We start from the raw sequence: 14,093 nt of genomic DNA, 5'->3' as shown, positions 1-14,093 counted from the left end.
CGGCATCAGCCGTAACACCCGATTTTCAGCTTAATCGAATACCACCGTCTTGTTGGCATACAGCAGCACGCGGTTTTCGATATGCCAGCGCACGGCGCGCGAGAGCACGATCTTCTCCAGGTCGGCACCGCGGCGGATGAGGTCGTCGAGATCGTCGCGGTGCGAGATGCGGGCGACATCCTGTTCGATGATCGGGCCGTCGTCCAGCACCTCGGTGACGTAATGGCTGGTGGCGCCGATCAGTTTTACGCCGCGTTCATAGGCGCGATGATAGGGTTTTGCGCCATGAAATGCCGGCAGGAACGAGTGGTGGATATTGATGATGCGATTCGGGTAATGGCGGATGAAATTCGGTGATAGCACCTGCATGTAGCGCGCCAGCACGATGAAATCGACGCGATGGTGGCGCAGTATCGCCAGTTGCGTAGCTTCGGCCTCGGCTTTGGCATCCTTGTGGATGGCGATATGCTGGAACGGAATGCGATAGGCTTCCGCCAGCCATTGTGTATCCAGATGATTGCTGAGAATGATGGGAATGTCGCAATTGAGTTCACCGGCCTGATAGCGGTAGAGCAGGTCGGCCAGGCAATGGTCGTAGCGCGAGACGAATATCGCCATGCGCGGGCGATGTCCGGAATGTGCCAGCCGCCAGTGCATCTGAAAACGCTCGGCAATCGGCCTGAATGCAGCATCGAAATCCAGCAAGTCCATGTCGAATCCGGCCAGATCCCACTCTACGCGCATTAAGAACAGTCCGAGTTCGGCGTCCTGATGCTGGTCGGCGTGGAGGATGTTGGCGTTATGCTGGTAGAGAAAGTCGGCAATGGCTGCGACCAGCCCTTTCTGGTCAGGGCAGCTGATCAAAAGAATGGCCGTGGCTTTGGTTGACATCATGGGCTCCTGGTTTAGCTTGGGCGTAGTAGGGATTCGCTTGCCGTTAAATTTGTGCGCACCGGTTGATGCAACATCCTGTCCGATATTATAACGATACCTCATGGATTTTCGTAAACACAGTGCTATTTAATTGATTTCTAAGCATTTCAAAATCAATGTAAAAAAATACGCAAATAGTACTTGCCGTTGTGTACGGGTATTACTACAATTAGTGGGTCGATAGCTGATAAATCACTAGATGTTGTGCATATCTTGTAAAATAAGCTGTGCATATCTTGTGAATAACCGTGGCTATCCCCATATAATCAAAGGACTCCAGGAGACCATCCCATGCAAACTGTAACCGCCGCTAACACCGAAACCAACGTGCCCCCGCGCTTTGATGCTTTGGCTGAGCCGAATAGCCAGACCGTGTTGAATGATTACAAGATCATCCGACGTAATGGCACGGTGGTAGGCTTTGAACCGTCCAAGATCGCGATTGCCATGACCAAGGCGTTCATTGCAGTGCATGGTGGTCAGGCGGCGGCTTCAGCGCGCATCCGCGAGATGGTCGATCAGCTCACTCAGGGCGTGGTGCAGGCATTGATGCGCCGCCAGCCGCATGGCGGCACCTGCCATATCGAAGATATCCAGGATCAGGTCGAACTGGCGCTGATGCGTTCGGGCGAGCATGAAGTTGCACGGGCGTATGTGCTGTACCGGGAAAAGCGCAATCAGGAACGTGCCGCGCATCGCGACGAAGGCATTGCCGAATCCGCGATCTATGTGCTCGACAACGGCGAACGCAAGCCGCTGGACATGGCTGCATTGCAGGCGCTGGTGCTGACTGCGTGCGAAGGCCTGAGCGGGGAAGTGAACGCGGAGGGAATCCTGCAAGCCGTGGTACGCGACCTGTACGATGGCGTGCCGATGGCAGAAGTGGAGAAGGCGCTGATTCTGGCTGCGCGTGCCGGCATCGAGCAGGACCCCGATTATGCCTTCGTGACTGCCCGCCTGCTGCTCAACTCCATCCGTCACGAAGTGCTCGGACGCAGCGCGACGCAAGCGGAAATGGCCGGTCTGTATCCGGAATATTTCGCGGCTTACATCAAGAAAGGCATCGACGCCGAATTGCTCGACGCACGTCTGGCGCAATTCGATCTGGTCAAGCTGGGCAACGCGCTGGATGCCAGCCGCGATTTCAATTTCGGCTATCTGGGCCTGCAAACGCTGTACGACCGTTATTTCCTGCATATCGAAGAAACCCGCATCGAACTGCCGCAGGCGTTCTTCATGCGCGTCGCAATGGGGCTGGCACTGAACGAGATCGACCGCGAAGCCCGCGCCATCGAGTTCTATACCGTATTGTCCAACTTCGATTTCATGAGTTCCACGCCGACATTGTTCAATGCCGGCACGCGCCACAGCCAGCTGTCGTCGTGCTACCTGACCACCGTGTCCGACGACCTCGACGGCATCTATCAGGCCATCAAGGAAAACGCCATGCTGCAGAAATACGCAGGCGGCCTCGGCAACGACTGGACCCCGGTACGTGCGCTGGGCGCGCGCATCAAGGGCACCAACGGCAAATCGCAAGGCGTCGTGCCGTTCCTCAAGGTGGTAAACGATACCGCTGTCGCGGTGAACCAGGGCGGCAAGCGCAAAGGTGCGGTATGCGCCTATCTGGAAACCTGGCACCTCGACATCGAGGAATTCCTCGAACTGCGCAAGAACACCGGTGACGACCGCCGTCGTACCCACGACATGAATACCGCCAATTGGATTCCCGACCTGTTCATGAAGCGCGTCATGGAAAACGGCGAATGGACCCTGTTCAGCCCGTCCGATGTGATCGATCTGCACGACCTTTACGGTCAGGCGTTCGAAATCGCTTATACCCGTTACGAAGCCAAAGCCGACAGCGGTGAAATCAAGTACTTCAAGCGCATCCCGGCGACCCAGCTGTGGCGCAAGATGCTGAGCATGCTGTTCGAAACAGGTCATCCATGGATCACCTTCAAGGACCCATGCAACATCCGCAGCCCGCAGCAGCACGTCGGCGTCGTGCACAGCTCCAACCTGTGCACCGAGATCACGCTGAATACCTCCGACACCGAGATTGCCGTGTGCAACCTGGGCTCGGTCAATCTGGTCGCGCACTTGCAGGATGACGGTCAGGGCGGCAAGAAGCTGAACATGGAAAAATTGCAGCGCACCATCCGGATCGCAATGCGCATGCTGGATAACGTGGTTGACGTCAACTTCTACGCTGTCGGCAAGGCGCGCAACTCCAACCTCAAGCACCGTCCGGTCGGCCTTGGCATCATGGGCTTCCAGGACAGCCTGCACGCCATGCGCGTACCGTACGCGTCCCAAGCCGCAGTGGAATTCGCCGACCGCTCGATGGAAGCCGTGTGCTACTACGCTTACTGGGCATCGACCGAGCTTGCCGCCGAGCGTGGCCGTTACTCAAGCTTCGAAGGCTCGTTGTGGAGCCAGGGTATCCTGCCGCACGATTCGCTCAAGCTGCTGGGCCAGCAACGAGGCGGCTATCTGGAAGTCGATCAGTCCAGCACACTGGACTGGGACGCACTGCGCGCGCAAATCAAGCAGCACGGCATGCGTAACTCCAACTGCGTAGCGATCGCGCCGACCGCGACCATTTCCAACATCGTCGGCGTGTCCGCCAGTATCGAGCCGGCGTATCAGAACATCTACGTCAAATCGAACCTGTCCGGCGAGTTCACGATGACCAACGAATATCTGGTGCGCGACCTCAAGGCACTGAAACTATGGGACGAAGTCATGGTCGGAGATATCAAGTACTTTGACGGTTCGCTGGCGAAGATCGACCGCATTCCTGCCGAACTGCGCACGCTGTACGCGACCGCGTTCGAGATGGATACGCAGTGGCTGGTCGAATGCGCTGCCCGCCGCCAGAAATGGATCGATCAGGCGCAGAGCCTGAATATTTACATGGCAGGCGCATCCGGCAAGAAACTGGATGAAACCTACAAGCTGGCCTGGTTGCGCGGACTGAAAACCACCTACTACCTGCGCACCCTGGGTGCCACCAGCGCCGAGAAATCCACCGGCAAGGGCGGCGAGCTCAACGCAGTCAGTTCCGGTGCACCGGCAATGGTGAGCATCGCGGCTGCGGCCCCGGCAACGGAAGTCAAATTCTGCGCGATTGACGACCCGACCTGCGAATCCTGCCAGTAAATAAAATTAGGCCGCCAGTCAATTCTGGCGGTGCTGCACATAAATCAAGGAGCACCGTATGCTGAATTTTGAAGACACTTTTACCAGTCCTGCACTGAAACCGGTGATGCCCGCCGGGGGCGGCGTGTCCGCTGCCGATACCCAGGCCGCCGTCGCCACCCGCGTGCGCGCCGAAGATAAGCGCGTCATCAACGGCACCGCCGACGTCAACCAGCTGGTGCCGTTCAAATACAAATGGGCATGGGACAAATACCTGTCCGGCTGCGCCAACCACTGGATGCCGCAAGAGATCAACATGAGCCGCGACATCGCGCAGTGGAAAGACCCGGCCGCGCTGACCGAAGACGAGCGCCGCGTGGTCAAGCGCAACCTCGGCTTCTTCGTCACCGCCGACAGTCTCGCCGCGAACAACATCGTGCTCGGCACCTACCGCCACATCACCGCGCCGGAATGCCGCCAGTACCTGCTGCGTCAGGCATTTGAAGAGGCTATCCACACCCACGCCTACCAGTACATCGTGGAAAGCCTGGGCCTGGACGAAGGCGAAGTATTCAACGCCTATCACGAGATCCAGAGCATCCGCGACAAGGACGACTTCCTGATCCCGTTCATCGAGACCCTGACCAATCCGGAATTCAAGACCGGCACGCCGGAGAACGACCAGAAGCTGCTCAAATCGCTGATCGTGTTCGCCTGCATCATGGAAGGCCTGTTCTTCTACGTCGGTTTCGTGCAGATCCTCGCGCTGGGCCGCCAGAACAAGATGACCGGCGCCGCCGAGCAGTACCAGTACATCCTGCGCGACGAATCCATGCACTGCAATTTCGGCATCGACCTCATCAACACCATCAAGCTGGAAAATCCGCACCTGTGGACCAGCGAATTCCGCGACGAGATCAAGGCGCTGATGCTGAAAGGCGTCGAGCTGGAATACCGCTATGCGGAAGACACCATGCCGCGCGGCGTGCTCGGCCTGAACGCCAGCATGTTTAAGGAATACCTGCGCTTCATCGCCAATCGCCGTTGCCAGCAGATCGGCCTGGATGAGCTGTTCTCCAATGCGACCAATCCGTTCCCGTGGATGTCCGAGATGATTGATTTGAAGAAAGAGAAGAATTTCTTTGAGACTCGGGTGACGGAGTATCAGACGGGTGGGGCGTTGAGTTGGGATTGAGGGGAAGTTAATAAAAAGGCGCATTTACGATGCGCCTTTTTATTTAGGTGGGTGTTATGTTGGGTTTGGTTTTGAAGTTGTGTGAGTGCATGCGTTTATGGTCTCTCATGTGACTTAGATGGGTACAACTTTTAATCGTATTCTATAGAAAGTCACAAACAATGATTACCATTCAACAAAAACGAGTTTTGAATATTGCTGGTTATTTACCGCAAGAGTTTCAAGAACAAGATATCGTTATTGGTGTTCTTGAAAATCAAATAACATCAGATCAAGTAAAGCGGATGGGGCTTTCATGGCCGCTTGTAACAGGTGAAGTTATTCTTCCGTCGATTGTAGGCCCTATAACCCGATTTAATACATTAGGGAAAGAAATTCCTCAACGAAACCAACCGAAAGAGACTCATTATCGTGATATGGAATTTACGAGGCATCAGTGGCGTGGTAAGGATCAAACGGAGGTTGTTACTAGCTTCGTGTGGATACCATACCTAAAATATCCTCGTGAAATTATTTTACCACCAGGGCTCGAAATATTGGTTTCTCAAAGTCAAGATGGACATATTTCATTATTAGTAAAGACATTTAAGTTTACAGTAAATCAATTCGAAGAAATTAAGCATGCCATAAATATTTTTTTAGAGTTGTTTGGCGTATGTAATATATATCTGCCTGATCAGGATATTCAAAAAATATCTGTTACGAAACGGCTTAATTGGAAATTATTACCTCCCGGTAATTTGCCATGGGAAGTATTAAAAAAGGTGATTGTTGATAATCAATCGCGTCAACCTCCTAAAACTTTTTTAGCAGCACTAAATCGGTTTGAGAAAATTTCCGCATTAGACCCTGATTTTAGAGCTATTGGGCAAGGTGGTTATCAAGGCTATGTCATATTTGGATTTACAGCGAAAAATATTTTTATTTTGGAATCTCAGCGGGTTAATAACGCAATATATATATTAGGTGATAATTGGGAAGATTTATCACGATTAACTAAAGCAGAAATTCTTGCAGGGAAAAAACATATCGCAAGAATTATTCATGCGCCAAATTGGTACAAAGAATTGCTCAAATATATATAGTAAATTTGGAATCGAGATAGTCGTTTGTAGTACAAGATATGGTCTAGTTCTGTGGCAGATCGCTAGTCATGTTAGATCGAGTTACTCGGTCTCTAGTGATGATAGTTGTGATGGCCCACCATGATTATGGATTAAGAAGAACTTAGGGTTTGGTCTAGCTATGTAGCAGATCGTAGCCCTGTCAGGCCGGGGGTTGCCTGGCGGCAAGTAACTTTCTCTTGATTGCCCAAGAGAAAGTAACCAAAGAGAACGGCACCCTGCAGCCTCGCCCCTTCGGGGTGCCTTCGTCCGAACCGTTCAGGCGGGGGCTGCGCAACTCGCCCTGACAGCTTGCACACCCCGCAAGCTGCTGCGGAACTCGAACAGTGCTCGCCTACCCCTCCCGCCTGAACGGCCCGGACGAAGCGATGCAGAAGGGGAGAAAAGCATTAAAGGCGCGGAGTTACGCGCAAGCGCGAATTTAGTGATGCTGGAATTCGCCATGCCACTGGCCATGCCTGAAGTCGATAAATAGCTGTTTGGGGACGAAAGCCGATGGTTTTTTGATAGGAAAATCTTCCAGTGGCGGGGTCTCGTCGCCCAAGTCGCTTATACGGCAGAATTTGGTCATGGCCGGGCGAAATCTTACTTTCAATTGCGGTGTGGCGGACACAAAGCTATCCGGGTCGGCGTCCTGTGGAAACCGTACTGTCTTGCGGATCAGGCAGCTAAAGAGCAGCTCCATCTCGACTAGCAGCGGTTTCTCCAGTTGATTTAATGTCTTTTCCGCCGCATCGCTTAATTCGATCTGAACTGCTTTCCCCAGAATTTCAACAGTGATTGTCATCTGCTCGGCTTCCTTAAGTATGAAAAAGAGAGAATCGGGATCGATCTTGACCTTCCGGCATTGCTACTGAATTCGCCAATGCCTGTAGCGCGCGATGGAATTTCCCTGCGCGCCTCACTTTATCATAGTGCCTTGAGAGGGATGCAATGAATAAAAAAAGCAGTGCCAGATTCAATATCTGGCACTGCTTCCCGGACGTTATGCGGCGTTAAACCAACCTGCCGCAAATTTAGCACTTACTCCTTGCCTTTGTGATGTCGCATTGTCGCTGACATGTGCGTATCGCTCTTCAAGTCCTGGCGATCAGCGGCACGATCGGCGCCGCGGGAAGCGCCGCTGCCCCATTGAGCGTCGTTGTTGGCGCTGCCGGAGGTGCTCATGTGCGTATCGGCGCTCACGCCAGCTCTATCATTTATGGGGGCTTCGACGCTGGTGCCTGCGCCGATATTGGTGTTGGTGTCGATACCGAGTCTTGCAGCGGTGGCGGCGGTGACGAAGCCGACGCTGACTACACTAGCCATGATGGCGGTTAATATTTTAGTACGCATCGGTTTGGCATGTTGTGTCATTTTGAATACTCCATTTTTATACGGGTTAAATAAAAAAGCTTTCGTTTCGAAGCTAATCTTTGTATAGCAATGGCTGTGCCAGCACGTTATATTCTTTTATTTTCAATGGCTTGCTATTAATTCTGTGCTCTGGATAGTCTCTATTTTGTCGTTTGCAAGCGACACAAAAACCGACTTGACGAGCAAGTGATTGTTAAACAAAGACATTTTCTTTCGCTTAATGGCGACAGGAATCATTTCGCTCGGAAATTTTTGTGTCGGTACCGCGTCCATACTCGCGTCAGATAGCATTGCTGTGTTTGGATGATGCTGTTAATCAGCAGCTTGGTTTGGCAATGATGCATAATTATAGATTCTGACTTTAATGTCTTTTAATGAATCGAATAAAGGATTTCCATGAATAACTTGCCGAAATGCCCAAAATGCAATTCCGAATACACTTACGAAGACGGCAATATGTATGTTTGCCCGGAATGCGCGCATGAGTGGTCGAAGGATGCGGTAGCCGAGAGTGGCGATGAGCAGCGCGTGGTGAAAGATGCTTATGGCACGGTACTGCAGGACGGCGATGCGGTTACGGTGATCAAAGATCTGAAGGTCAAGGGTTCGTCATCGGTGGTGAAGGTGGGTACCAAGGTGAAAAGCATCCGTCTCGTCGATGGCGATCATGATATCGACTGTAAAATTGACGGCATTGGTGCAATGCAGTTGAAATCGGAGTTTGTTAAAAAGGCATAGTCTGGCGCGCTAATAAAAATTAATAGAAGGTCATTTAAACATTCATGGCATCGTTGAGAAAATCGATCATGTCACCAATCTGTTGATCCAAATCTTCGTAACTGTCATGGCTGCCTGACACCAAAAGCAATTTGTCCGCCTCGCTGTAACGCCTGCTATATAACGCTTGTGCTTCTGACACGGGGACAGTCGTATCCTCGGTGCCATGAATCAGCAAGACTGGACAGTGGATGCGCCCGATGGTGTTGAGTGGTGCGATGTCGTCGAATTTGTAGCCGATCACGTGCTGAACGTAATGCAGGATATACCAGCCGATAGGGATGTATGGCACGTGCCAGGCTGCAAGCAGGCGGCGCATGACAGTCTCAGGGTGTGTAAAAGCGGCAATGCTGACCACGGCCGCCAGATCATCCCGGCGCGAAGCGGCAAGCAGGGCTGCGGCTGCCCCTACGGAATGACCGACCACGCCTATCCGTTTAGCATCCACTCCCGGCAGCAATTTAAGCTGGTTTAATGCATGGTCGAGATCCTCGGCGAAGCGGGGCATGGACGAGAAGGTGTCTATGTCGCTACGGCCATGGCTGCGGGCATCGAAGAACAGCAGTGCGTAGCCGGCACGGTGCAGTGGTGCGGCAAGGGGAAGCATCGTCTCTGCATTGCCTCCCCATCCATGCAATACAACCAGTGCTGGTGCGAGTTCCGGCCCTGGCGCCGGAATAAACCAGGCGTAAAGCTGTTTGTCGTTGGTGGTTAAAATTTGCGTTTCTGAATATGCCAATCCCATCGCTTCCGGCGTGGATTGCTCCACCACTCTGGGCGCACGCAGGCTCCAGTGAATCAGGGCGTGAAATGCCACAATGACTAACCCGAAACTTGCCAGAATCGTTAGTAAATTCATCATGCTGGATATTTAGTAGGGAATAAGCATAATCAGGCTGGGTGTCCGACCGCTTCGCGGCCACGTTTTTTTTATCCCTTTGCCGAGCGATTGTCTCGTAACGATATTCTGACGATTTATCTTTATTCCGTCGATAGCTATTTGAAAATAATGGAGCCGATTCAATCGTGTATTCGCTCATCTGAACCGGGTGGTTTCATAATTGTTTCTATTTTCCTTATGCATGTAACAATCTGTTACTAGCAGGTTACGGCGCCGTGTTTGCGCTTTTACGCATCAGGGGGTTGGGGTAAGATGAGCATCCTCGTTTCTAACCGCTTGTGTCCTCGATTATGCTGTTTTTCCTGTTGCTGAATTCCATCGATGGCTAACGCCTTCTGGTTCGTATTGGTAGGTGGATTGCTGCTGGTGATGGGGCTCACGTCCTCCGTCCTTAAACGCCTGCCGGTTACTTCTGCCATCATTTATCTGGCGGTGGGGTTGCTGGTCGGGCCGACCATGCTCAATCTGTTTCACTTCAACCCGCTCAAGGAAGCGGCTTTGCTGGAAGTGCTGACCGAAGTCGCGGTATTGATTTCGCTGTTTTCCGCCGGCGTCAAAATGCCGCTGCCGTTCAGTTTTGCGCGCTGGCGTGCACCGCTGCTGCTGGCGACGGTTTCCATGGCGGTGACCGTCGCGATGATCGCGGCCTTTGCCTACTATGTGCTGGGTATGCCATTGGGCGCAGGCGTGTTGCTGGGTGCGATCCTTTCCCCCACCGATCCGGTGCTGGCGACCGACGTGCAGATACGGCATGCCAGCGATCGAGACCAGCTGCGTTTTACCTTGACCTCCGAGGCGGGCATGAACGACGGCGGCGCTTTCCCTTTCGTGGTGCTGGGAATGGGTCTGCTGGGGTTGGAGGGGTTCCATAATACCGGGCTGAACTGGTTGCTGGTGGATGTCGTCTGGGTTGCGGTGGGCGGCATTGCCCTCGGCGTAGTCGCAGGCCTGGCCTTGGCCAAGCTGGGGTGGAAACTGCGCCGTACGCCCTTCAAACACGAACTGATGGACGATTTTCTCGGTCTTGGGCTGATCGGGGTGGTGTATGGGCTGGCAGTATCGCTGCATGTCGGCGGGTTTCTGGCGGTTTTCTTCGCTGCCGTCACCTTGCGCCAGACCGAGCTGAAGCTGGCAGAAGCGGCTCGTTCCGCTATCGGCCATGCCTACGAAGGCACTGCGCCCAGCTACGCAAGCCTGTACCCGGATAGCGAATTGCCGGCCAAGGTCAGCGAGGGTTCGCTGATATTCAATGAGCATCTGGAACGATTGTCGGAAGTGCTGCTGATCCTGCTGATCGGCGGTACGCTCTTCATCAACTCATGGAGCTGGGCAGCGGTCGGGCTGGCGTTGTTCGTGTTCTTTATTGCGCGTCCGGTCAGCGTCGTCGTCAGTCTGCTGGGAACCCGTACGCCGTGGCGGATACGCGGTATGACGGCATGGTTCGGGGTGCGCGGCATCGGTTCGCTCTATTACCTGATGTACGCGATACAGCGCGGTCTGCCGGAAACGCTGGCGCTGCAACTGATACAGCTGACGCTGATCGTGGTGGCGCTGTCCATCCTGCTGCATGGCTTGAGCGTCAAACCAATGATGGGGCGCTTCTGGCGGCGCAGCAAGCAGAAAACGATACCTTGACAGTTCAATAAACCGCAGCTGCGCGACAACGGCTGAGCGAAACGCCGCAACGCAACTGAGTTTACCAGCGCAGTTTGCGCCAGGCCGTCTGCTGTGCCGGATTGAGAAAAGTCCAGGCCACCAGGCGGCTTTGCTTTTGTCCCTGGCTCATCGCGATGGTCTTGTGTTGCTGGACGCCGGCTTGCTGCAATGCGGCGTAGATGCCGGGCAGGCTGGCTGATTTCGACACCAGCGTGGTAAACCAGTAGCAGTGCGTGGGCATCTGCGTGCTTTCGTCTATCATGCGGCGGATGAAGGCCTGTTCGCCGCCTGCGCACCACAACTCCGCACTCTCGCCGCCGAAATTCAGACCGGTATCCTGCTTGCCCAGATTGCGCCATTTGCGTTGCGTGCCGGCGCTGGCTTCGGCCTCCGAGGCATGGAATGGGGGATTGCACAGCGTCAGGTCGAACCATTCGTTGTCGCGTATCATACCGGCGAAAATCCTGCCGGCGGCTGGCTGCAAGCGCAGCGTGATGTGCTGCGCCAGCGCCGGGTTGGCATCCAGAATGGCTTGCGCATTGGTCAGCGATGCCGCATTGATGTCGGTACCGGCAAAGTCCCACCTGTATTCGCTGTGCCCGATCAACGGATAAATGCAGCTTGCGCCGGTGCCGATATCCAGCGCCTGTATGCTCTCGGGGATGCTGCCGCGGTTATCGGCAGCGAGCAGGTCAGCCAGGTAATGCACGTAATCGGCGCGTCCTGGTACCGGCGGGCACAGGTTCTGCGGCTGGATATCCCAGCCGCGGATGCCGTAGTTATCCTGCAGCAGCGCGCGATTCAATGCCTTGACCGCTGCCGGATCGGCGAAATCGATGCTGCGTTCGCCGTGCGCATTGACGCTGACGAAATCGCCGAGCCGCGCATCGGCCTGCATCAGGCGTTCGAAATCGTAGCGGCCCTGATGGCGATTGCGCGGATGGAGTCTGTGTGCAGGTGCTGCGTCAGCGGGTAACTTGCGGTTCTTGATTCGCATAAGGCCTGCGGAAGGTCAGGGCAGATCAGCCAAATTAGCCGGGAATATAGCAGATAACAAGCCCCGGCGGGTTGTCAGCCGCCAGTACCCTCATTCAAAACCAGAATGACGTGCTCTTCAGCAGGAATTCGTCGTAGGGCATGTAATGCGATCCATCGCAGGAGAAGGTCACGCTGATCATGCCATTGAAGACATTGATGGATGCGGTGCGCAGGTAAATGGTAGGGTCGGCGAAGCGCAATGAGCGCATGGTGTCGAGAATGTGGGCGATGCTGTGCTGCAGGATCAGCGCGTCGTGCGGATAAGGATGGGATGGGAATATCAGGCAGATATCGGGGTCGCTCAAGGCCTCATGGTCCAGAATGCGATAGCGGAACGGGTCGTCCATGGTCCAGATGGTGGCCTGACTGCTGGAGAAGTGTATCTGGCATTGGAATATGCCGCGTTGTGTCAGCAGTTCTTCCAGAATGGACAGCGCCTGTTCCAGATTGCCGTCCATGGGGCTGTCTGTCCGTTGTTGCAGAAATACCGTGCCGCGGATCGCCGGGTCGCCCTTTATCTGCCGCCAATAGCCGGGTTCTTCGTAGAGCGCCGAGGTTACCGGCAGGCCGCGCAAGTCGAAGTCGGCGCCGAGATAGCCTATCGCGTTGCCGTCGGCACGAACGATCTGCAGCGCGGTGAGGGACGGGCGCCGTCCTCGCAGGCTGATGTAGGCATCAGAGAGCAGGAAACCCCACGCCGGTACGGTTTCTTTCATGTAAGGGCGCTGCGAGCGGTCACGCCCGAAATGCTCAGGGGCCAGCCCCTGGGCGCAGACATTGTCGCAAATCTGGATGCCGTCGGTGGTCAGGCAGTACAGCGAGGTACAGTAAGGAATGCCGGTGAAGCCCTGCGTGAGCACCGCATCGAGTTGCTCCCGGTCTCCCCATGCGGCGGGACACTGTTCAGCCAGGTGCGCCAGCGGGTCTTTCACCATGTGCGCCAGATCTTCGCGTTGCAGATAGATACTGTCTTTCCATGATTGTTTCATGCACTAATCTCCCAAACGAATGTAGACCGATGCGGAAAGCAAGAGTTTAAGGTTTATTGATTACGCTTTGATGCATAGCCGGGCGGATACTTTATCGCCGCACCGGTAACGATAGCATGCTTCGGTGTGCTGCCGAACATACATTTCCCTGAAAGATCGCCATGCTATGGACATCTCGTGTCAGGCCGATTTCCAGGAGCGAATGAGCATTAGCCTGGCCATCTTCTCTCGTTCGACAAGATCCGTCATGCACGGGTCAATTCAAGGAGAAATAACATGCAAGCATACCGTCACCATGTATTAGGGTTTTATGTCCGCCGCAGTGACGCCGAAAGCGCGCTTGCCCGGCTCGTGCAGGAAGGGTTTTCGCCCAGCCAGATGCAGATTTATGAAAACGAGCCGCCGGCACTGACTACGACACCGCATGCGGGCAGCAAGCTGGTGCTGAAGGATGTGCTGGTCGACGGTGCAGTCGGTACCGTGATCGGCACCGGCCTCGGCGCATTGGGCGAGCTGGCGCTGGTAGCGGCGAATGTCAGTCTGTTCATCGCCAGCCCGCTAGTGGCGCCACTGTTCATGCTGGGATGGGGTGCCGGGGTCGGCGGCATGCTGGGGGCTGCGATCGGGGCCGCCAATACCGAACGGCCATTTACCGATATGGTCCGTGATGCGCTCGATAACGGTCAGATCGTGCTGGTGGTCGAAACGCACAGCGAGAATGAATCCGCGCTCGCCCGCGGCGTCGTCGAGGCTTCCATCAAGGAATACGATGACGTCAAATGAATGGGAATGGCGTACGGGATGATGCCCGATACCGGCTGGCAAGCACCATCAGCGCAGAAGAGTCCGAAGATCGGCAACAGCCGGATTTCGTGTCATGTTGCCATGAATGTCGGGTGCGACATGACGAACCGTATTTCGCATATAAACAAGTGGTGATATAGGCAGGCAGGTATTAATGATAGGATAACGCCAACACA

The 14,093-nt window shown here is 54.5% G+C and carries 12 protein-coding genes; 6 read left to right on the top strand and 6 right to left on the bottom strand.

The genetic code is table 11. From position 1 onward, the window contains the following. Nucleotides 1–30 precede the first annotated feature (30 nt). A complete protein-coding gene (gene purU / locus CAP31_RS09800; protein ID WP_087447365.1) occupies nt 31–891 on the bottom strand; it encodes a formyltetrahydrofolate deformylase in 861 nt (286 codons plus the stop codon). 333 nt (nt 892–1,224) lie between these two features. Here purU and CAP31_RS09795 point away from each other — a divergent pair, with 333 nt between their 5' ends. From CAP31_RS09795 to CAP31_RS09785, 3 genes are all read left to right on the top strand, one after another. After that, complete coding sequence (locus CAP31_RS09795) at nt 1,225–4,098, top strand: ribonucleoside-diphosphate reductase subunit alpha (RefSeq protein WP_087447364.1); 2,874 nt, start codon at nt 1,225–1,227, stop codon at nt 4,096–4,098. Between the two features lie 106 nt (nt 4,099–4,204). Further along, nucleotides 4,205–5,272, top strand: coding sequence for a ribonucleotide-diphosphate reductase subunit beta (locus CAP31_RS09790; protein ID WP_223247426.1), 1,068 nt, complete (start codon nt 4,205–4,207; stop codon nt 5,270–5,272). Nucleotides 5,273–5,433: 161 nt separating this feature from the next. Beyond that, nucleotides 5,434–6,357: a hypothetical protein gene (locus CAP31_RS09785; protein WP_087447363.1), complete on the top strand. Its 924-nt coding sequence runs from the start codon at nt 5,434–5,436 to the stop codon at nt 6,355–6,357. A gap of 460 nt (nt 6,358–6,817) precedes the next feature. Here CAP31_RS09785 and CAP31_RS09780 read toward each other — a convergent pair whose 3' ends face one another. Both CAP31_RS09780 and CAP31_RS09775 read right to left on the bottom strand, forming a co-directional pair. After that, the gene (locus CAP31_RS09780; protein ID WP_087447362.1) at nt 6,818–7,183 is read right to left on the bottom strand and encodes a hypothetical protein; all 366 of its coding nucleotides are present in this window, start codon (nt 7,181–7,183) and stop codon (nt 6,818–6,820) included. A 236-nt stretch (nt 7,184–7,419) separates the two neighbouring features. Then, nucleotides 7,420–7,752 (bottom strand): hypothetical protein, encoded by a 333-nt coding sequence (locus CAP31_RS09775; RefSeq protein WP_087447361.1) that lies wholly within the window; start codon nt 7,750–7,752, stop codon nt 7,420–7,422. Nucleotides 7,753–8,148: 396 nt separating this feature from the next. Here CAP31_RS09775 and CAP31_RS09765 point away from each other — a divergent pair, with 396 nt between their 5' ends. Then, nucleotides 8,149–8,490, top strand: a complete 342-nt coding sequence (locus tag CAP31_RS09765; protein ID WP_087447359.1) for a zinc ribbon domain-containing protein YjdM — start codon at nt 8,149–8,151, stop codon at nt 8,488–8,490. Nucleotides 8,491–8,524: 34 nt separating this feature from the next. Here the strand turns inward: CAP31_RS09765 and CAP31_RS09760 are convergent, their stop codons facing one another. Then, on the bottom strand, nt 8,525–9,391 hold the full coding sequence (locus CAP31_RS09760) for an alpha/beta hydrolase (RefSeq protein WP_087447358.1): 867 nt from the start codon (nt 9,389–9,391) through the stop codon (nt 8,525–8,527). Between the two features lie 360 nt (nt 9,392–9,751). Between CAP31_RS09760 and CAP31_RS09755 the strand changes: the two genes are divergently transcribed. Then, entirely contained in the window at nt 9,752–11,065 is a 1,314-nt protein-coding gene (locus CAP31_RS09755) for a sodium:proton antiporter (protein WP_087447357.1), read from the top strand. 61 nt (nt 11,066–11,126) lie between these two features. Here CAP31_RS09755 and rlmF read toward each other — a convergent pair whose 3' ends face one another. Both rlmF and CAP31_RS09745 read right to left on the bottom strand, forming a co-directional pair. Then, a complete protein-coding gene (gene rlmF, locus CAP31_RS09750; protein WP_087447356.1) occupies nt 11,127–12,083 on the bottom strand; it encodes a 23S rRNA (adenine(1618)-N(6))-methyltransferase RlmF in 957 nt (318 codons plus the stop codon). Between the two features lie 94 nt (nt 12,084–12,177). After that, nucleotides 12,178–13,113, bottom strand: coding sequence for a hypothetical protein (locus tag CAP31_RS09745; RefSeq protein ID WP_087447355.1), 936 nt, complete (start codon nt 13,111–13,113; stop codon nt 12,178–12,180). Between the two features lie 276 nt (nt 13,114–13,389). On the opposite strand from CAP31_RS09745, the gene CAP31_RS09740 reads away from it, so the two are divergent. Next, the gene (locus CAP31_RS09740) at nt 13,390–13,896 is read left to right on the top strand and encodes a hypothetical protein (protein WP_087447354.1); all 507 of its coding nucleotides are present in this window, start codon (nt 13,390–13,392) and stop codon (nt 13,894–13,896) included. The last annotated feature ends 197 nt before the right edge of the window (nt 13,897–14,093 follow it).

Source organism: Sulfuriferula sp. AH1 (assembly GCF_002162035.1).
In the GTDB taxonomy this organism is placed as follows: Bacteria; Pseudomonadota; Gammaproteobacteria; order Burkholderiales; family Sulfuriferulaceae; genus Sulfuriferula.
Note: the sequence above shows the minus strand (reverse complement) of the source record. Positions and strands in the feature narration are given on the sequence as shown.